Annotated in this window: 17 protein-coding genes and 1 pseudogene; 12 read left to right on the top strand and 6 right to left on the bottom strand. The window is 65.0% G+C overall.

Annotated elements, in window-relative coordinates; translation table 11 throughout:
* The first annotated feature begins 63 nt into the window (after nt 1-63).
* The 8 genes from LGQ10_RS03055 to LGQ10_RS03020 are packed head-to-tail and all read left to right on the top strand — an operon-like array spanning nt 64 to nt 8979.
* On the top strand, nt 64-1029 hold the full coding sequence (locus LGQ10_RS03055) for a glycosyltransferase (RefSeq protein ID WP_226526080.1): 966 nt from the start codon (nt 64-66) through the stop codon (nt 1027-1029).
* Nucleotides 1022-2158: a glycosyltransferase family 2 protein gene (locus tag LGQ10_RS03050; protein WP_226524644.1), complete on the top strand. Its 1137-nt coding sequence runs from the start codon at nt 1022-1024 to the stop codon at nt 2156-2158. Before LGQ10_RS03055 ends, LGQ10_RS03050 begins: the two co-directional genes overlap by 8 nt.
* Nucleotide 2159: 1 nt before the next feature.
* Entirely contained in the window at nt 2160-3158 is a 999-nt protein-coding gene (locus LGQ10_RS03045; RefSeq protein ID WP_058438957.1) for a polysaccharide deacetylase family protein, read from the top strand.
* Nucleotides 3155-4462 (top strand): oligosaccharide flippase family protein, encoded by a 1308-nt coding sequence (locus LGQ10_RS03040; protein WP_226524643.1) that lies wholly within the window; start codon nt 3155-3157, stop codon nt 4460-4462. Before LGQ10_RS03045 ends, LGQ10_RS03040 begins: the two co-directional genes overlap by 4 nt.
* The gene (locus LGQ10_RS03035; RefSeq protein ID WP_058434629.1) at nt 4462-6387 is read left to right on the top strand and encodes a hypothetical protein; all 1926 of its coding nucleotides are present in this window, start codon (nt 4462-4464) and stop codon (nt 6385-6387) included. Before LGQ10_RS03040 ends, LGQ10_RS03035 begins: the two co-directional genes overlap by 1 nt.
* Nucleotides 6384-7085, top strand: a complete 702-nt coding sequence (locus tag LGQ10_RS03030; RefSeq protein ID WP_058434630.1) for an N-acetyltransferase — start codon at nt 6384-6386, stop codon at nt 7083-7085. The genes LGQ10_RS03035 and LGQ10_RS03030 overlap by 4 nt, the downstream gene beginning before the upstream one ends.
* Nucleotides 7082-8209 carry a GNAT family N-acetyltransferase gene (locus LGQ10_RS03025; protein WP_226524642.1) on the top strand — a complete coding sequence of 376 codons (1128 nt, stop codon included), beginning with the start codon at nt 7082-7084 and terminating at the stop codon, nt 8207-8209. The genes LGQ10_RS03030 and LGQ10_RS03025 overlap by 4 nt, the downstream gene beginning before the upstream one ends.
* Complete coding sequence (locus LGQ10_RS03020; RefSeq protein WP_058434632.1) at nt 8206-8979, top strand: carbohydrate deacetylase; 774 nt, start codon at nt 8206-8208, stop codon at nt 8977-8979. The genes LGQ10_RS03025 and LGQ10_RS03020 overlap by 4 nt, the downstream gene beginning before the upstream one ends.
* A 153-nt stretch (nt 8980-9132) precedes the next feature.
* Here LGQ10_RS03020 and LGQ10_RS03015 read toward each other — a convergent pair whose 3' ends face one another.
* Nucleotides 9133-9399 (bottom strand): DUF1652 domain-containing protein, encoded by a 267-nt coding sequence (locus tag LGQ10_RS03015; RefSeq protein WP_058434633.1) that lies wholly within the window; start codon nt 9397-9399, stop codon nt 9133-9135.
* A gap of 347 nt (nt 9400-9746) precedes the next feature.
* Here LGQ10_RS03015 and LGQ10_RS03010 point away from each other — a divergent pair, with 347 nt between their 5' ends.
* Complete coding sequence (locus tag LGQ10_RS03010; protein ID WP_058434634.1) at nt 9747-10052, top strand: NIPSNAP family protein; 306 nt, start codon at nt 9747-9749, stop codon at nt 10050-10052.
* A 43-nt stretch (nt 10053-10095) separates the two neighbouring features.
* Here the strand turns inward: LGQ10_RS03010 and ilvA are convergent.
* Nucleotides 10096-11103: pseudogene (ilvA, locus tag LGQ10_RS03005) on the bottom strand (threonine ammonia-lyase, biosynthetic); the annotation flags it as partial.
* A gap of 276 nt (nt 11104-11379) precedes the next feature.
* Between ilvA and LGQ10_RS03000 the strand changes: the two are divergent.
* Together LGQ10_RS03000 and map are read left to right on the top strand one after the other, a co-directional pair.
* Nucleotides 11380-11580, top strand: a complete 201-nt coding sequence (locus tag LGQ10_RS03000) for a ParD-like family protein (RefSeq protein ID WP_058434217.1) — start codon at nt 11380-11382, stop codon at nt 11578-11580.
* Nucleotides 11577-12341: a type I methionyl aminopeptidase gene (gene map / locus LGQ10_RS02995; protein WP_226524641.1), complete on the top strand. Its 765-nt coding sequence runs from the start codon at nt 11577-11579 to the stop codon at nt 12339-12341. The genes LGQ10_RS03000 and map overlap by 4 nt, the downstream gene beginning before the upstream one ends.
* A gap of 172 nt (nt 12342-12513) precedes the next feature.
* On the opposite strand, the gene LGQ10_RS02990 is transcribed toward map, so the two are convergent.
* Entirely contained in the window at nt 12514-14100 is a 1587-nt protein-coding gene (locus LGQ10_RS02990) for a RimK family protein (protein ID WP_226524640.1), read from the bottom strand.
* A 94-nt stretch (nt 14101-14194) separates the two neighbouring features.
* On the opposite strand from LGQ10_RS02990, the gene LGQ10_RS02985 reads away from it, so the two are divergent.
* The gene (locus LGQ10_RS02985; RefSeq protein WP_226524639.1) at nt 14195-15298 is read left to right on the top strand and encodes a GNAT family N-acetyltransferase/peptidase C39 family protein; all 1104 of its coding nucleotides are present in this window, start codon (nt 14195-14197) and stop codon (nt 15296-15298) included.
* A 13-nt stretch (nt 15299-15311) separates the two neighbouring features.
* On the opposite strand, the gene LGQ10_RS02980 is transcribed toward LGQ10_RS02985, so the two are convergent.
* The 3 genes from LGQ10_RS02980 to lpxO form a co-directional block, all read right to left on the bottom strand.
* Complete coding sequence (locus tag LGQ10_RS02980) at nt 15312-16463, bottom strand: PQQ-dependent sugar dehydrogenase (protein ID WP_226524638.1); 1152 nt, start codon at nt 16461-16463, stop codon at nt 15312-15314.
* A 76-nt stretch (nt 16464-16539) separates the two neighbouring features.
* On the bottom strand, nt 16540-16914 hold the full coding sequence (locus LGQ10_RS02975; RefSeq protein WP_226524637.1) for a hypothetical protein: 375 nt from the start codon (nt 16912-16914) through the stop codon (nt 16540-16542).
* Nucleotides 16915-17103: 189 nt separating this feature from the next.
* Nucleotides 17104-18003 (bottom strand): lipid A hydroxylase LpxO, encoded by a 900-nt coding sequence (lpxO, locus tag LGQ10_RS02970; RefSeq protein WP_058438709.1) that lies wholly within the window; start codon nt 18001-18003, stop codon nt 17104-17106.
* Between the last annotated feature and the right edge of the window lie 223 nt (nt 18004-18226).

Below are 18226 nucleotides of genomic sequence, written 5' to 3'. Positions count from 1 at the left end.
CACACGCTCTCGCACCGGCAAGGCGAGCGTGACGTCAACGTCATCTGGCCAAGGGAGGCAAAGATGCAAAGGATCAGCGTAATCGTGCCCATGTACAACGAGGCGCGACACATCGGCCGGACCCTGGTCAGCGTGCTGCGCGCAGCCCGGGCGGCGGCCGTCGACTGCGAGCTGATCGTGGTCGACAACGGCTCCACCGACCAGGGCCCGCACCTGGCCCAGGAACTGGGCGCTCGAGTGCTGCGGTGCCCGGGCTTGAGCATTGCGGCCTTGCGCAATCGCGGGGCTGGGATGGCCAGCGGCGACTGCCTGGCGTTCCTCGATGCCGACATCGAGGTGCCCGAGGACTGGCTGCAACTCTGGCAGCTGGCCCAGGATCAGCAGACAGCGGACGTCTTCGCCCTCGATTGCGCCGCTCCTGCCTGTGCCCCGTGGTTCGCCCGGGCCTGGCAACGACGCAGCCTGGCGGCCGGTACCCAGGCCCGCCTGCTGCACTGGATGCCCACCCCCAACCTGTGCCTGGCGCGGAGCTGGTTCGAGCGTATCGGCGGTTTCGATGAACAATTGCGCACGGGCGAGGACAAGGATTTCGGCTTGCGCTTGCACGCCGCCGGTGCCCGGCAACTGAGCCTGCCCCGCCCCCAGGTGCTGCATTGGGGCTACGAGGGCAGCTGGAGCGAATGGGCAGCCAAGGAACGCTGGCGCCAGGGCAGCCAGGTGCAATTGCTCAGGGCCGGCGGGGCGAACCTGCGCCTGCTGCGTTTTCCCCTGCTGTGCCTGGCTTGCACGCTGCTGAGCCTTACCGCGTTATGCGCCCTGCTGCTGGGTCGGCCGGACTGCGCCGCGCTCTGCCTGTTGGCGGGCGCCGTCGCACCGCTGGTCCTGGCATTGCGCCAGGGCCTGCGCCAGCGCGATCCGCTGTTCGTCCTGCAGCTCTGGCTGCTGCACTGGCTCCGCCTGCACCTGGGGGCCGTGGCCCTGGTGCAGGGTCTGTTCAACCGTTCTGCCGTGAGGCCCGACCGTGGCTAAGACACTTTTCTGGCTGTGCCTGCTGTTGCCCATCTACGCCTGGATCGGCTACCCGCTGCTGCTGGCCCTGCTCAGCCGTTTCGTGCGGCCCCGGCCAACCCTGCCCGGCGAGCCGCTGTCGGTCAGCGTGATCATCGCCGCCCACAATGAAGGCCCGCACATCGAGCACAAGCTGCGCACCCTGCTGGCGCAGGACTACCCGGCCACCGATCTGCAGATCATCCTGGCCAGCGACGGCTCCAGCGACGACACAGTGGCCATCGCGCTGGCCGTGCGCGACCCGCGAATCGTGGTCCTGGACCTGCCGCGAGTGGGCAAGGCCGGCGCCCTGAACGCCGCGCAGGAGCTGGCTCGCAACGACATCCTGGTGTTCACCGACGCCGACAACCAGTGGTCCACCGATACCCTGGGCAAGCTCCTGGCGCCCTTGGCCGACCCGCAGGTCGGCGCGTGCGGCGGGCACATGATCATTCCCCGGGCCGGGCACAACCTGAGCCTGGGCGACGCCCTGTACCGCCATTACGAGGCCTGGGTGCGCCAGGCGGAAAACCGCACTGGCTGCATGGTGTCTGCCGATGGTGCGTTGCTGGCCCTGCGTCGGGAGCTGTTCCAGCGCATTCCGGCCGAGGTCAATGATGACTTCTTCATCAGTACCTGCGCCCCGGTGGCAGGCAAGCGCATCGTTTATGTGGAAGAAGCCCAGGTCCTGGACCAGGGTGTGGACGAGGCCGGCAAGCAATACCGTCGGCGCCTGCGGGTCACGGTGGGGGGCTTGCAGAGCCTGGCCCAGCGCCGGGAGCTGATGAACCCCTGGCGCCATGGGGCCTACGCCATCGCCCTGATCAGCCACAAGCTGATCCGCCGCCTGGCCCCGGTGCTGCTGCTGCCCCTGCTGCTGGCCAACCTGCTGCTGTGGAATGCCGGGACCTTCTACAGCCTTTTCCTCATCGCCCAGTTGCTGGGCTACGGCGCCGGCGTGATGGGCCTGCTGGACCAGCGCGCACGCTTGCCCAAAGTGTTTCGCCTGGCCGCTTTCATCCTGGTGACCATGGCCGGCATGAGCATGGGCCTCTGGCAATTTCTCCGCGGGCAGCGCTATGCCCTGTGGAACCCACAACAGAACCGCTGACATGACCCTCAAATCGACCCTCAAGCGGCTGCTGGGCAGCGCCTACCTGCACAGCACCGGGCGCGCTCGCCTGGGCGAGGCTGGGGTAGTGTTGATGCTGCACCGGGTACTGGCCGATTCCACGGCCGCGGCCAGGCCCCATCGCGCGCCCCTGTGCGTCGGCCAGGCGCAGTTCGAACACCTGTTGCGCTGGCTACGCCGGCATTTCGACTGCGTGCCGCTGCAGCAACTGCTGGACCTGCCCGGCGGCGACCGCCCCCGAGTGGCGCTGACCTTCGACGACGGCTGGCGCGACAACGCCGAGGTGGCCTATCCAGTCCTGGAGCGCTACGAAGTGCCGGCCAGTATCTTCCTGTCCACGGACTTCGTCGGCAGTCGCCAGGGCTTCTGGTGGGAGTCCATTGGTGAAGCGCTGTGGCAACGTCCCGGCGACGTTGCCAGCCGGCCATTGCTGGAGCACCTGCGCGCCCTGCAGCTGACGCCCCCCCTGGCCTTGCTGCAGGCGGGTGACGACGACGCCCGCAGCCGCTTGCTCGGGGCTTACCTGCAACGCCTCAAGCAACTGCCAGCGACGACGTTGCAGGCCCTGGCCGATGGCTGTCCCGCCATGGCGACGCCGCAAGCCCTGGACTGGGCCCAGGTCAAGCACCTGGAACGCTCGGGGCTGGTGTCCTTCGGCCCGCACGGCGCCAGCCACGCCATTCTTACCCGACTCGAAGGAGCGGCCCTGCACACCGATCTGCAACGCTCCCACGACGCCCTGCACAAGTATTGCCAGGCTCCGCTGGAGATCTACTGCTACCCCAATGGCGACCACAATCCCCAGGTGCGTGCGGCCGTGGCCGGACTGGGTTATCGCTATGGCCTGGGCACTCGGCCGGGCCTGATTGAAGCGGCGGGCAATCCCTGGCTGGCCCTGCCACGCATCGACGTCAGCCATGCCAGCGCCGCCCATCCCGGGCTGCTGGCCTGGCGCCTGTGGCAGGGAGCCCGGGCATGAAGCGCGGAGGCTACCTCTGGCACCTGGCCCTGAGCATGGGCACTCGGCTGGCGATGATCGGCCTGCGCCTGTTGCGCAATGTGCTGCTGGCACGCCTGCTGGGGCCGGCCGATCGCGGCCTGTTCGCCTTGCTCAGCACCTTGCCGGACCTGATCGCCGCCCTCACCAGTGGCGGACTCAACACCGCGGTGGGCTACGAGGCGGCGCGCCAGCGCCCCATGGGCCTGCTGCTGACCCAGGTGCTGGTCTACGGCTGCTTGTTGGCCAGCTTGCTGACCCTGGCCGGCCTGGCCCTGATCAATACCCTGGGCAGCCAGTGGGAGTTGAGCCTGCAACTGGGGGACCTGGCCTGGCTGTTGCTGCTGGCAGTGCCGATCACCGTGCTCAAGAGCGGCCTGCTGACCCTGCACAACGCCGACGGTCGGGTCGAGGCGTTCAATGCCCTGCGGCTCCTGGAGTCCCTGGTCCCGCTGCTGCTGTTCGTCGGCCTGTGGTGGATCTGGCGCGACCAGCCCCTGTCGGCAGCACTGGTCAGCTGGCTGGGGGGCACGCTGCTGGTGGTCGTGGTGGGCTGGTGCTGGCTGGCACGTTTTCACCACCTGCGCCTGCGCTGGCAGTCCGGGGAACAGGGCAAGCTCCTGCGTTACAGCGCCCAGAGCCATCCCGGGGTGCTGGCCCAGCAACTGATGCTGCGTTCGGACTACCTGTTCATCGGCGCCCTGCTCGACCCGCAGGCCCTGGGCTGGTATGCCATGGCGAGCGCCGCTGCGGAGTTGCTGCTGATCATTCCCGAAGCGGTGACCACCCCGTTGATGAAGCGCCTGCTGCAGCAAGACAGCGGCATCGAACAGCTGACAGCCCTGGCCCTGCGCCTGACTGCCACGGTGATGCTCGCAGCCTGCCTGGGCATGGCGCTGATCGGCCAATGGTTGATCGTGACGCTGTTCGGCGCGGCCTACGCCCCCGCCTACAGTGCCCTGCTGGCCCTGCTGCCCGGCCTGTTCGGTCTCTGTTACGCGAGCATCCTGCGCCTGGACCTGCTGGGCAAGCAGCGCCCCGGCAGCCTCTCGCTGCTGCTCGGCGGTGGCGCCCTGTTGAACCTGGCGCTCAACGCGCTGCTGATTCCCCGACTGGGCATCGTCGGTGCCGGCCTGGCCTCCTCCATCGCCTACCTGGCGGTGAGCCTGGTGATGCTCGGCCTGTATTGCCGCCTCAGCGGCGTGGCCTGGTATCGCACCCTGATTCTGCTGCCCGCGGACGTGACTTACGTACGCCAGCTACTGCGCCCCAAGGAAAAGGCCTGATGAAACCCCGTTCCCTGTTTGTCCTGATGCTGCTCGCCGCGCCTCACCTGCAGGCGGCCCCCATGCAATGGGGCGATATCCGCGATGGCAGCCTGTACCTCCAGGCCAGCGCCGCCGACACCCTGCACCTGCGCTGGAGCCCGGCCTGGCAAAGCGACGCCAATCATGAGCAGCTGTACCTGGTCGCCCCTGATGGCCTGTTGCGCCAGCAGGTGGATATCGCGGCCAACCAGGCCTACGGCCAGGACAGCCTCCCGTTGCCCGCCGCCGACGGTGACTATCGCCTGCAAGTGCCCGGCTACAGTTTTCGCAACTTCAAGTTGGGTCATGACAGTGCTACCCGGGCGCAGTTCGAGCCGACCAAGGTGCACTTCAGCGCCGACGTGCCCGATGGGGTCGAGCTGTACTTTCGCGTTGCCGCCGGGGAACAAGCGGTGCTGGCGGGCAAGTATCACGGTGGCGTCAGCTTGTTGCAGGCCGTACGCCTGAGTGACGGGCAGAAGGTCCGGCTCAAGCTCGAGCGCCATGAGCAATATGCCCGGTTCGACCAGGCCGACCTGCCAGTGGCTGACCACGACGAGGTCTGGCGCCTGTCCATGGGCGGCTCGGGCAAGGTCGGGTTCTGGCTCGACGGCACCGCCAACCTGTTCGCCCAGGACCTGCACCAGTTGCATCCCTTGCAGTGGACCCCGGGCCGGGTGGAATTGAATCTGCGGCCGCAAATGGCCGGTCCCAGCCCGCACCTGGGCGTGGCCTTGCCCTATGCCCAACCGCCGCAGTCGACTTTCGAGCTGTTGCGGGCGCTGGGGCCGAGAGCGGCCAACTTCTACAGCTTCGTCGATGTGATCAAGGCCGAGCCCACCCGGGAAATCGCCTTCCGCCGGCTTTACCGCGAGACCTTCGGCATCGACCGCGACATCACCCTGCTGGCGGGCACCGGGCGCAGGCCGGTACTGGAAGCCGACCCGCAGACCCTCGCCGGCCTCGATGCCTGGCTGGCCGACAGTGCACAACTGGGCAACCAGGGCCTGCATTACCTGGCGTTCGCCGACGAGCCCAACCTCAACTACCCGAGCTACGCGGTATTCGCCGGCTATTTCAGCCAGATGCTGGAACGCACCAAGGCCCACCCCGAAGCTCGAGCGGCTGGCGTGCGCATCGCCATGCCGGTCAGCTCGCGGCTGCTGGACGGACCCTTCCGGGTCGGCGCCGGCCAACGTCGAGGGATCGACTGGGCCCGGCAACTGCTGGCCGAACACGGCCCGGACATCGATGCCCTGGCCTGGCACGAGTGGATGGTCCGCGATCTGCTGGCGACCCGGCGCTATCGGGCCAGCGTGCGCGCCGCCGCCGAACTGGTGGGCCTGGATGAGCAGGGTCGGCCACGCAAGGCGTTGTTGCTGAGCCAGACCAACATCTCCAGCGGCCCGGAACTGAGCCCCTACCAGCAGGACACGCATTACGCAGCCTTGTGGTGGGCCTCGGTGGTCTTCAACGCCTCCCAGGACGGCCTGCTGGACATGCTCAACTGGTTCCAGGCCGCTGACGAGCCGGAATATCCCAAGGGCATGCTGGCCCAGCGCAGCGCCCAGCACTTCAGCCTCAAGCCGGTGGCCGCGGCCCAGCAGTTCCTGCGCCAGCACTGGCTGGGCGAGGTGCAGGTGCTGGACAACCCGGCCTTTGAAGTCGATGCCCTGGCCCTGCGCGACGGGTCGCGCCACAGCCTGCTGGGCGTAGCCAAGACGCCGCGTCCGCAGACCATCGAACTCCGCGCCCCGTCTTCACTTTGTTCTTCGCGGCCGAACCTGGCCCTGCTGGGCCCCGACGGCCATGTGCGCTCTGCCAGCGTGCAGTGCAGCGCAGATCGGCTGGTATTCGAGCTACCCGGTGAAACCCTGTTTGCCTTGACCTGGAAAACCCTATGAGTCGCTTGACCGGCCTGCTGGCCAAAATTCGCCGTAAAGGCCTGCGGGGCAGCCTGCGGGTACTGAGCGAGCGCTTTTTCTACTACCACTGGGAGCTGTTGACCCTGGAGCGCTCACTGGCCTTGCCCGTACCCTGCCCCATCGACCCTGGGCGCTGGCCCCAGGTGCCCATCACCCGGGAGCTGCTGCCGGCCTTCGACAAGTATTTCACGGCCCAGCTGCCGGCCATTCGCGGACTGCTGGACAAGGGCAGCCGTGGCAGCGCGCACCTGGATCACCAGGGCAACGTGATGATGATGGTGTGGATCAGCGAGCGCGATTACTACGACGACCAGTTGTACCGCTGCTGGATGCGGGTGCCACCGGGCTGCCTGTACCAGTTCGCCGGTGAGTGCGCCGTGCCCTACCGTGGCTCGGGCGTGGTGATCCTGGCGCAGAAGCTGCTCTGGGATGAGTACCGCGAGCGGGGCTTCAAGGCCACCCGAGCGCTGGTCAACGTGCGCAACGAGCCGGCGCTGAAGATGCACATGCGCCTGGGTTTCCAGGAAGTCGGCGAGTCGCTGCATGTCTACTGCCTACTGCGCTGCCTGCACTTCCATCGCCGCCGTCCGTACCACCAGACTCGCCTGCACCATTTGCGTCGGGGTCGCTTGCTGGATCAACAGGCGGCTACGCAGATCGACCGGGAGCGCCCATGAACCTGCGCTGGCAATGGTGCAAGGGCCTGGCGGCCGACGAATTCCCCGTGACGGCCTACGAGCAATTGCGCACCGGCATCGACCGGGCCACCCCGTTCAATCGCCTGGGCTGGCTGCGAGGGGCCGCCCAGGCGCTGTCAGCCCGGCAATCACTGCATATCCTGCTGGGCTGGCAAGACCAGCGCCTGGTCCTGTGCCTGCCGCTGGTGGCTGCGCGTGAATCGCGCGGCGTCCTGCCGTTGCGGGTGGTGCGCCACCTTGGGCATCCGTTGAGCGATCGCCTGGCGTTGCTGGTGGCCGATACGGCCCGCAAGGCGATGCCCGAAGCTCTGCGACAGATCCGCCGTCACCTGCCCCACGACTTGCTGCAGTTGCATGAGCTGGTGGCGGTCGACCAACTACTGGCGCCCTGGTGCCGGGCCAGCAGCTACGCCGAACAAGCACTTACGTGCCGAGTGCCGGAACACCTGATAGTCCCCGCTGACCGGGAGGAAGCCAGCGGTACCCTGCGCTACGAACTGCGTCGGTCCCGCAAGCGCTGCGCCGAAGCCGATGCGCGGGTCCTGCGCGTGGTCCCCGAGGCAGAAGGCGTCGACCAGGTGCTGCAGATGCTTTGCGACGTGGAACAGGCCAGCTGGAAAGGCACCGACGGCCTGGGCATCTTCTCCGGCGGGCAGCGCCGCCAATGGATGTTCAGCGCCCTGCGCGAACTGGCCGCCGAAGGCTGCGTGCGGGTGGTGCTGCTCGAACACCAGGGCCGTTGCATCAGCTATCGCCTGGGGCTGTTGGAACAGGGCCGACTGTACGACTACAACATCGCCTTCCTGGCCGAACATGCCAACCTGGGCAGCGGTCGCCTGCTGCTGGACGAGTGGATTCGCTGGGGCCTGGAGGACGGCTGGCAATGGGTGGATGCCTCCCGGGTCAGCCTCAGCCGATCCAGCCACCAATTGCATGAGCGCCTCAGCGGCCTGGTCGAACAGCAACGCTGGAGCTTCTACAGCTGGCGTCCCCTGGGGCTGCTGGCAGGCCTGGGCGAACGCCTGTGGCAACGAGTCAAACCTCATTTCAAGGCCTGGCGCGAACGACGCCAGGCCACTACCGCAGCGAAGGTGCGCCCATGAAGCATTCCCAGGCCACTGCGCCACGGGTGATCGTCAACGCCGACGACTTCGGCCTCGATCCGGACTACAACCAGTTGACCCTGCGGGCCTTCCAGCGCGGGGTGATCAGCTCCGCCACCCTGATGGCCAACATGCCGGCTTTCGAGGATGCCTGTCGCCTGGCCCATCGACATGAACTGCTGGGACGCATCGGCCTGCACTTCAACCTGACCTATGGCCCGGCGCTGAGCCAGGACATCCGCCGACAGCCGCTGTTCTGCGACCCCCAGGGACAGTTCGACCTGAGCCTGCCTCGCTCGACCTTGCGCCTGCCCGCACTGGCCGCCGCCGCGGTGTTACAGGAGCTGGAGGCCCAATGGGAGCGCTGCCTCGCGCAGGGTTTGCGTCCGAGCCACATCGACTCCCACCAGCACGTGCACAACCTGTGGCCAGTGGCGGCGATCGTCGCCCGCTTCGCTGCCCGCCAAGGGGTGCCGGTGCGCCTGGCACGCAATGTCGGAGGCAATATCGGCATCGTCAAATGGCTGTTCAAGACCTCGTTGAACCGGCGTATTCGCTGGCTCTCGGGGGCAGGAGCCGATTCGGTGTGCACGCCGAAGGACCTGCTCGACGGCTTGCAACCCCAGGGCGTGGTGGAGGTGGTGGCGCACCCGACGCAACTGGCTGATGGCGACTTCGGAGACGACTACCTGCCGGCGCGGCAGTCACTGGAGCAATTGCTGGCCCAGGCCCTGCCCGGACACAGAAGGATCGCCTACAGCGAACTGTAAGGTCGCAGGCAGGGGTAACTGCCGCCTGGTGCGAGGCAACCGTAACTGGAAGCGCTGGAGTGGAGCAGCGGCATGGCTTTGCCAGTATGGCCACCGCTCCGGCAATCGATGGGGCACGCAGGCAGGATCTGCAATCGATGCAGGCCAGCGGGTTCAGTAGTGGGCGCGTTTCAGGGGCGCGCCATGCCCGATGTTGTGGGCCAGCTCATGGCGCAGCCCGGCGACCAGCTCGTTGATTTCGCGACAGCCATTGAGCTGGGCGGCGTCGATACCGCTGACCAGCAGATCGACGCGGTCGGGTTCATGGTCACCAAAGACCTTCACCGTCATCGACAAATCCGGGCTCAGGGTGCATTGGCAACGCTTGGGCAGGAAGCTGCTTTCAATGATATTGCGCAGTTCCAGGGCAGATAGAAACATGGCGACTCTCTCCTTGGTTCGAGGCGGCCAATCGACAGGCAACCTGCCTGCGGGCGACGTCCGTGTTCGGTAAGTTCCGGCCCTGTCCTGTTTGTCCTTGCAGACCGGGCCAAGTTACAGACTATGCGGCTTTGCCGAGTCTGTTAAATTCGATTTGGCTCTGAGCAACGACCTTTTTGGCCCCCGGCAGTTGAGGATCTTGTAGGAGCGAGGCTTGCCCGCGATGGGCGTCATCGCGCTGCGTCTATCCAGTCAATACGCGCTACCGTTAATGACCATCGCGGGCAGGCTTCGCTCCTATGGGAGATCCCTGCCCCCGCTTTCTTCTCTCGACAGGAGCAGCCTCCTTGATTACCTGCCACGTCAAGTATGTGATCGACCCCTATCAACTGGCCGAATTCGAGGCCTATGCCAAGGCCTGGATCGCCGTGGTCCGACGCCTGGGAGGCAGCCACCTGGGCTATTTCCTGCCGAGCGAGGGCGCCAGCAACATTGCCTACTGCCTGTTCAGCTTTCCCTCCCTGGCCGACTACGAGGCCTATCGCCAGAACGCCCTCAGCGACCCGCAAAGCGTGGCGCTGGTGGCCTCGGTGATGGAAAAGAGGTTCATCCTGAGCTACGAGCGCAGCTTCCTGCGCCCGGTATTGTCCTGACCACTTGTCCGGCTCAGGCCGGCTGCGGGAGGCTGCACACGGCGGCGCGCTCCGCCACGTGGCGCAGGCTGTCGAAGTTGATGTTGGCGCCCGAGTCGATCGCCACCAGGACCTGGCCGCGCGCACCGGTGGTCGCGACATAGGCCTTGATTCCGGCCACTGCCAGTGCCCCCGAGGGCTCGGTGATCGAGCGAGTGTCGTCGTAGATGTCCTTGATGGCCGCACACAGCTGGTCGTTGCTGACACTGATCACCTGGTCCACGTGCTGGCGGCAGATCTGGTAGCCGTGCTCGCCCACCTGCGCCACCGCGACACCGTCGGCGAAGGTGCCGACCGAGGCCAGGGTCACCCGCTCCCCGGCTGCCAGCGATTGCTGCAGGCAGTTGGAGTGCTCGGATTCGACACCGACGATACGGATTTCCGGGCGCAGGTACTTCACATAGGCGGCGATCCCGGCAATCAGCCCGCCACCGCCCACCGGCACGAAGATCGCGTCCAGCGGCCCCTGGTGCTGGCGCAGGATTTCCATGGCCACGGTGCCCTGCCCGGCGATCACATGGGGATCATCGAACGGTGGCACGAAGGTCCGGCCGCTGCGCTCGGCCAGCTCCAGGGCATGGGCCAGGGCGAACGGGAAGCTCGGGCCGTGGAGCAGCGCCTCGCCACCCCGGCTGCGCACTCCCAGGACCTTGAGCTCGGGGGTGGTCTCGGGCATGACGATGGTGGCCTTGATCCCCAGCTCCCGAGCCGCCAGGGCCACGCCCTGGGCATGATTGCCGGCCGAAGCGGTGATCACCCCGCGCTGCTTCTGCTCGGGGCCGAGCCGTGCAAGGCGGTTGTAGGCGCCGCGGATCTTGAAGGAAAAGGTCGGTTGCAGGTCCTCGCGCTTGAGCAGGATCTGGTTGTCCAGGCGCTGGGACAGTGCCGGCGCCGCCTGCAAGGGGGTGCAGATGGCCAGGTCATAGACCGGCGCGGCGAGAATCATCTTCACATAGCGCTCCAGCAAGGCCATGTCGGCGCTGGGAGTGGGCGTTCGGCTGGGGCGACTCATGATGGATCTCCTGGCTGTGTGCGAAGCCCGGGAGACAGAGAGAAAAAACCCGCCTCCAGGGCGGGTTGGGTGCAGTCGTCAGCAAGCCCGCCAATGAGTAATGGCGGTAATAATGCTTGGCTGGGAACGAACGGCGAGAAAAGTCATGAACGCGAAATTAGCGAATTAATGGCCCTGCCGCAAGCGCCGCGCGGTACGGCAGCAACGGCTTGCTTGAAGCGAAATATATGAAACGTATATGCTTCGTATATTCCCCCACAGAGAACATTCCACGACATGGGTATCGTCAAGATCTCCGATGACCTGCATGAACAGATCCGCGTGGCCAGCGCCGCCATGGATCGCTCGATCAACGCCCAGGCCGAATTCTGGATGAAGATCGGCCTGCTGGCCGAGCTCAATCCGCACCTGGCCTACAACGACCTGATCAACAAGCTGCTGTTGAACAAACCCGACTTGCTCAGGGGGCGGTCATGACCCAGGCCTTGATCAAGACGGCCGACCAGCTGGCGCTGATGCGCGAATCCGGACGCCTGCTGGCCCAGGTATTCACCTTCCTCGACGGTTTTGTCGGCCCGGGCCTGTCGACCATGGAACTGGACACGGCGGTGGAGCACTTCATCCGCCACGAGCTCAAGGCGCGTCCGGCCAGCAAGGGCCAGTACAACTACCCCTATTGCATCAACACGTCGATCAACGAGGTGGTGTGCCATGGCATGCCGCATACCGAGGCGGTGCTCAAGGACGGGGACATCGTCAATATCGACATCACCCTGGAGAAGAACGGCTACATCGCCGACTCCAGCAAGATGTACCTGATCGGCAACGTCGGCCCCCGGGCCCGGCACCTGGTGGACACCACCTTCCAGGCCATGTGGAATGCCATCCGCCTGGTGCGCCCCGGCGCCCGGCTGGGCGACATTGGCCATGCCATCCAGTCCCTGGCCCAGACCAATGGCTACAGCGTGGTCCGTGAGTACTGCGGACACGGCATTGGCCGGCAGATGCACGAAGAACCGCAGATCCTGCACTTCGGTCGTCCCGGCACCGGCCTGGAACTGCGCGAAGGCATGACCTTCACCATCGAGCCGATGCTCAACCAGGGCAGCGCCCGGGTTCGCAGCCTCAAGGATGGCTGGACCGTCGTCACTCGCGATCACGGTCTTTCCGCCCAGTGGGAACACACGGTGGCAGTGACCCGCGACGGCTTCGAAGTGCTGACCCTGCAACCGCACTGAGGCTCCACCGACTGCAACCGCTCCGGGGCGAACAACAGGCCGCAGGACGATAGCTCGAAGCCCAGGCCCTGCAACGCCGGGACAATGCCCCGGCCGCCTGACCTGGGCCGGCAGGTCAGGCATCGGGCACTTGCCGCCATGGCGCAGTCGGGCACCCTGGGTCAGCGCCACCTCACCAGGCCTGGCCCCGGCGCTTGAGTTCCAGACGGCGAACGAACTCCTCCAGTACCAGGCAATACAGGTCGTCCTGCAGGTAGGCATCCTCGATGCCGGCGTCGAGGTTCGGATTGTCATTGACCTCGATCACCACCACCTTGTCGCCGGACTGCTTGAGGTCGACCCCGTACAGCCCGTCGCCGATCAGGTTGGCGGTCTTCACCGCCAGCTCCACCACCGCTCGCGGGGCGTCGTGGATCGCCAGGGTGCGGCACTCGCCGTTGATGTCCTGGCCCTTGGCCTTGTGGTTGTAGATCTGCCAGTGGCCCTTGGACATGAAGTACTGACAGGCGAAGATCGGCTTGCGGTTGAGCACACCGATGCGCCAGTCGTACTCGGTGTAGAAGAACTCCTGGGCCAGCAGCAGCACCGAGTGCTCGAACAACTCGGCGGTGGCCTCCAGCAGTGCCTGCTGGCTCTCGACCTTGATCACCCCACGGGAAAAACAGCCATCGGGAATCTTCAGCACCAGCGGAAACCCCAGGCGCTCGCCTACTCGCTCGAAGTCCTGCGGTCGCTCCTTGTACAGGATCTCGGTGGCGGGCATGGCCAACTGATGGCCCTTGAGCAGGTCGCTGAGGTAGACCTTGTTGGTACAGCGCAGGATCGAGGTCGGATCATCCATCACGACCAGCCCTTCGCTCTCGGCCTTCTTGGCGAAACGATAGGTGTGGTTGTCGACGCTGGTGGTCTCGCGAATCAGCAGGGCATCGTATTCGGCCAACCGCCCATAGTCCCTCTTCTCGATCAGCTCCACGTCGATCCCCAAACCCTTGCCGACCCGGACGAAACTCTCCAGCGCCCGGGCGTTGGAGGGCGGCAAGGCTTCCTGGGGGTCGTGAAGGATCGCCAGGTCATAACGGGCCAGGCGCCGGGAACGAGGAGCACGCCAGACCTTGCGGCTGAAACTGTCCAGGGAGTTGGCGAACTGATCTTCCTGATCTTCTCGCAACTTGTGCAGCGCACCACACTTTACCCCGTCGATATGCCAACTGTTAGTTCGCTTGAATTCAACTAGTAGAATCGGACATGGGAATAAATCAAACAATTGACGAGCCAGTTCCTGCAAAGGCTCTATATGGGTTCGACCAAAATAGAGTGTCAGGGTGAAGCCTTCGGTATCACTGTAGAAATGATGGCTCAGGGCCTTTTCCAGGGTCTTGTCCAGATCATCCAGCGCCAGCCCGTAGAGCGCCTTGCGGGTCAGTTCGCTGATGGTGCGTACCGAGGGAATCACCTTGTGGCCACGGGCCTCGGCCAGTAGCGAGCAATAGTAGCCATGCCCCAGGTACTTGTAGCTGCGACACAGGTTGATGACCTGGACCCGCTTGCCCGGCTCGCTTTCCCGACTGTGTTCCAGGTACTCCTGGGCAGTGAGAATGTCTTCACTGGGAAAATAAGAGGCCCAATCTTCCTTGCGTTCGACAATGATGATGACCCGACTTGATGTTTTATCGAGTGTTGAAAAATAACCTGTCGAGGTGATTGTCGCCGGCAAACTTTGCCCGGATACTTCCCGCCAATGATTTTGTACCGCTGACATAAAGTTCGATCTCGCTGAAGAAACCTGACCCTTTCTATTAAGCACGAACTTTTTTTGAAGTCTCGTTTCATTACGCAACTTTTACGGCGGTTATATGGATCTTGTCTTTTGCACTGCAACCCCCGACGACCTGCCGGCCCTGCTGGACCTGGAACAGCAATGTTTCACCAGCGACCGCCTGACCCCGCGCAGCTTCCAATGGATGATCAGCCGCGCCCACGGGCAACTGCTGGTGGTCAGGCACGGGGAACGCCTGCTGGGTTATGCCCTGGTGCTCTTCCACCGCGGTACCTCGCTGGCCCGCCTGTACTCCATCGCCATCGCCACCGATGCCCGCGGGCTGGGCCTGGGCAAGCGCCTGCTGCAACGAAGCGAGGCTTGCGCCCTGGCCCATGACTGCGCCTACATGCGACTGGAGGTGCGCAGCGACAACCCCACGGCCATCGCCCTGTATGAGCGCCAGGGCTACCGGCGCTTCGCCCGGCTCCACGATTATTACGAAGACCATGCCGATGCCCTGCGCCTGGAAAAACGCATCCGCGAGCATCACCAGACCCGCAGTGTCCACGTGCCCTACTACCCGCAAACCACCGACTTCACCTGCGGCCCGGCCTGCCTGCTGATGGCCATGGCGGCCCTGCAACCGTCACGTGCGCTGCAACGCCGGGAGGAGTTGCAGATCTGGCGTGAAGCCACCACGGTGTTCATGACCGCCGGTCATGGCGGCTGCAGCCCCCAGGGCCTGGCCCTGGCCGCCTGGCGCCGAGGTTTTGGCGTGCGCTTGCAGGTCAACAGCGTCGGGCCGCTGTTCCTCAACGGTGTACGCGACGAGCATAAAAAGGACGTCATGCGCCTGGTGCACGACGAATTCTGCAAGGAACTGGATGCCAGCGATGTGCAGCAGGTGCTCGGCGGCCCGCTGAATCTGCCCCGCCTGCTGGATGAGGGGGGCCGGCCGCTGGTGCTGATCAGCAGCTACCGCCTGACCCACTCCAAGGCTCCGCATTGGGTGATGGTCACCGACTGCGACGAGGACTTCGTCTACCTGCACGACCCCGATGTCGACCACAGCCAGCATCGCCAGGCGATGGACTGCCAGCACCTGCCGGTGAGCCACCACGCGTTCGACAAGATGTGCAGCTTCGGCAGCAGCAAGCTGCGGGCCGCCGTGGTCCTTTATCCACGCTCGCCCGCCTAGGGGTGCCCGTCGACTAATCCAGGCCGAGCCTGTACAACCCGCCTCGGTCCTCGTCGGTGAGGAGGTAGAGATAACCATCGGGGCCCTGGCGCACATCGCGAATGCGCGCCTTGAGCTCGCCCAGCAAGCGTTCTTCGTGCACCACGCGATCACCGTCGAATTGCAGGCGGATCAGCTCGCGGCTGGCCAGGGTGCCGATAAAGGCGTTGTGCTGCCAGGACTTGAAGCGGTCAGCGTCGTAAAACGTCAAGCCGGTGATGCCCGGGGACTTTTCCCAGACGTGGTGCGGTGCCACGGTGCCCGGCGCGGTCTGGCCTCCGGCTTCGGGGATCGGCTGGCCGGAATAGTCGATGCCATGGGTCGCCAGGGGCCAGCCGTAGTTCTTGCCACGTTCGATGATATTGAGTTCGTCACCGCCTCTTGGGCCATGTTCATTTTCCCAGAGGGTGCCGCTCCAGGGATTGAGCGCCGCCCCCTGGGGATTGCGATGACCGTAGCTCCAGATTTCCGGGCGTACGCCGGCCTGGCCGACGAAGGGATTGTCCTCGGGAACCCGGCCATCGGGGTACAGGCGCACGATCTTGCCCTGGAGCTTGTCCAGGTCCTGGGCGGTAGGCCGTACGTTGTTTTCCCCCAGGGTGATGAACAGGTAGCCGTCGCGATCGAACACCAGGCGCGAACCGAAATGGTTGCCAGTGGACAGCTTCGGCGCCTGGCGGAAGATCACCTGGAAGTCCTTGAGCCCGCTGCCATCCTCGGCAAGCCGGCCACGTCCTACCGCGGTACCGGCGGTCCCGTCCTGGCCACCGCCTTCGGCGTAGGACAGGTAGACCATGCGGTCCTGGCGGAAGTCCGGCGACAATGCCACATCCAGCAGCCCTCCCTGGTCGTGGGCCCAAACCTGCGGCACACCGCCCAGCGGGGCTGACAGCTTGCCATCCGGGCTTACCAGACGCAGATTGCCAGGACGTTCGGTGACCAGCATGCCCTGGCGGTCCGGCAGGAACGCCAGGGCCCAGGGATGATCGAGCCCCTGCACGACCGGGACCAGGTTCAGGGTGCCCTGCTCGCTGGGGAACGTCTGGGTATCGGCGGCCGAGGCTGGCACGGCGCTGACCAGCAGCACGCTGGAGCACAAGGTGGCGATCAAGGTTCTACGCAACATGCTTGCTTCCTTCTATGGATCGAAAGATTCCCTGGCAGCCGCCGTGACACGGCCACCTGCAGCACAGCCGCGCGCCTCAGCGCCGGTTGCCATTGGCGTCGTAGCTGGGGCTGGGCGGCCGCGGATCGGGGTTGGAGCGCTGCACCCCACCCCGGGGATAACCGTTGCCGATTCCGCCGTTTTCCAGGCTGGGCGCAGGGTTTGAGGGGACGGTGCCGGGGCCGCGCATCGGCGGGGTGGCCGGCTGGGTACCCTGCATGCTGTTGGGATTGGCGCGGCGGATGGGGTTGCTGTAGGGGTCGTTGTTACCGCTGCCGGGCAGGTTCTGCGCCAGTTGCAGGGCGCTGGAAACCTGGCCGGACGCCTGTGGGACAGGGCCGGTGGCCCAGGCGGCGCCAGCGATCCAGGCCAGGGCGATGAAGGCGGCAAGGCCGTGAGCCGGACTGTTCATGACAAGTCTCCTCGGGAGCGACAGGTATCGAGTTCGATTCCACGCTACGCCCAGGGTTCGGCTTTGTTAATCAAATAATCGTGCAGGAGATGTAACGCCCGGTATCCGCAGAGGCGGCAGGCGCCGAAGTGGCGTCTCTTCACCGGAACCAGGTGGCCGGTCGATGAAGAGCGCCATCAGGCAGGAGGATCAGATATAGATGAACAGCAACAGCAGCGCGGCGAAGATTGCCCACTTCTCCAGGTAATAGCGCGTGCGATTGCGCTTTTTCAGTTCCTTGCCCCGCAGGCGGATCTTGTACAACCGGTTGAAGGCCCGGTTCAGGCCGCCGGTCTTGTCGCCTGCATCGTTGGGCGAACCGGCCGCCGACATCACGGTACGGCTGAACCAGCCATTGAACGCGGCCGCCCAGCGATACTTCATCGGCCGCTCGACGTCACAGAACAGGATGATGCGGTTCTGTTCGGTGGTGTTTTCCGCGTAATGGATGTAGGTCTCGTCGAACATCACCGCTTCGCCATCGCGCCAGTGATAACGCTCGCCGTCGACCTCGATGTAGCAGCCTTCGCTGTTGGGCGTGGCCAAGCCCAGGTGGTAACGATAGGAGCCCGCGTAAGGATCGCGGTGCCGCACCAGCTTCGAACCGGGTGGCAGCTCGGCGAACATTGCCGCCTTGATCGAGCCGATGCTCTGGACCAGTTCTGTGGTACGCGGGCACAGCTTCATCGCCGAAGGATGGCTGTCGCCGTACCACTTGAGATAGAAACGCTTCCAGCCAGTCTTGAAGAACGAGTTGAAACCCACGTCGTTGTACTGGTCGGAACGCTTGATCTCACCCGCCTGCAGCAGGTTCTGACCCTCGGCGCGGATCTCTTCCCAGTGTTCCTGGAGCTTTTGCATCTCCGGAAAGTCGGCTGGGTCCAGGTAAGGCCGGTTGGGGAACTTGGAGAACAGGTAGAGGAAACAGTTGATCGGTGCCAGGAAAGTGGAGTGGTCACTGAGTTGGCGACCCAGTTTGTGGCGCACTCGCCCCCGCAGGTGTACGTATGCAATGGATAGAACGTATACAGCGGCAATGATGAGTTTCACGGAAATCGTCACACGTCAGAAGGGAACATGCTGCGCCTCCACAAGCCCGAAGGGCCGGAGGCAAATGGCAGCGTCTGAATAAAAAAGGCGCGACTGGCGACACTTGTCGTTGCCAGGGCAGCCCTCGGCATCTGGCCGTCGGCAGGCATTTTAGCCACAGTTTGTAACCAAGGGTTAATCCAAATTTGTGAAAAGCTGCGGTCATTCTGTAGCCGTTCCACGG

Source organism: Pseudomonas sp. L5B5, assembly GCF_020520285.1.
Lineage (GTDB): Bacteria > Pseudomonadota > Gammaproteobacteria > Pseudomonadales > Pseudomonadaceae > Aquipseudomonas.
The sequence above is the reverse complement of the archived record's forward strand: the minus strand, read 5'-3'. Positions and strand labels throughout refer to the sequence as shown.

Excerpts from the sequence above, each read along its gene's own strand:
- map (WP_226524641.1), top strand. The coding sequence starts at position 11,577 with ATGACCCAGGCCTTGATCAAGACGGCCGACCAGCTGGCGCTGATGCGC.
- LGQ10_RS02990 (WP_226524640.1), bottom strand. The coding sequence starts at position 14,100 with ATGTCAGCGGTACAAAATCATTGGCGGGAAGTATCCGGGCAAAGTTTG.
- LGQ10_RS03035 (WP_058434629.1), top strand. The coding sequence starts at position 4,462 with ATGAAACCCCGTTCCCTGTTTGTCCTGATGCTGCTCGCCGCGCCTCAC.
- LGQ10_RS03020 (WP_058434632.1), top strand. The coding sequence starts at position 8,206 with ATGAAGCATTCCCAGGCCACTGCGCCACGGGTGATCGTCAACGCCGAC.
- LGQ10_RS03025 (WP_226524642.1), top strand. The coding sequence starts at position 7,082 with ATGAACCTGCGCTGGCAATGGTGCAAGGGCCTGGCGGCCGACGAATTC.
- LGQ10_RS03055 (WP_226526080.1), top strand. The coding sequence starts at position 64 with ATGCAAAGGATCAGCGTAATCGTGCCCATGTACAACGAGGCGCGACAC.
- LGQ10_RS02980 (WP_226524638.1), bottom strand. The coding sequence starts at position 16,463 with ATGTTGCGTAGAACCTTGATCGCCACCTTGTGCTCCAGCGTGCTGCTG.
- LGQ10_RS03000 (WP_058434217.1), top strand. The coding sequence starts at position 11,380 with ATGGGTATCGTCAAGATCTCCGATGACCTGCATGAACAGATCCGCGTG.
- LGQ10_RS03030 (WP_058434630.1), top strand. The coding sequence starts at position 6,384 with ATGAGTCGCTTGACCGGCCTGCTGGCCAAAATTCGCCGTAAAGGCCTG.
- LGQ10_RS02975 (WP_226524637.1), bottom strand. The coding sequence starts at position 16,914 with ATGAACAGTCCGGCTCACGGCCTTGCCGCCTTCATCGCCCTGGCCTGG.
- LGQ10_RS03045 (WP_058438957.1), top strand. The coding sequence starts at position 2,160 with ATGACCCTCAAATCGACCCTCAAGCGGCTGCTGGGCAGCGCCTACCTG.
- LGQ10_RS03015 (WP_058434633.1), bottom strand. The coding sequence starts at position 9,399 with ATGTTTCTATCTGCCCTGGAACTGCGCAATATCATTGAAAGCAGCTTC.
- LGQ10_RS03040 (WP_226524643.1), top strand. The coding sequence starts at position 3,155 with ATGAAGCGCGGAGGCTACCTCTGGCACCTGGCCCTGAGCATGGGCACT.
- LGQ10_RS02985 (WP_226524639.1), top strand. The coding sequence starts at position 14,195 with ATGGATCTTGTCTTTTGCACTGCAACCCCCGACGACCTGCCGGCCCTG.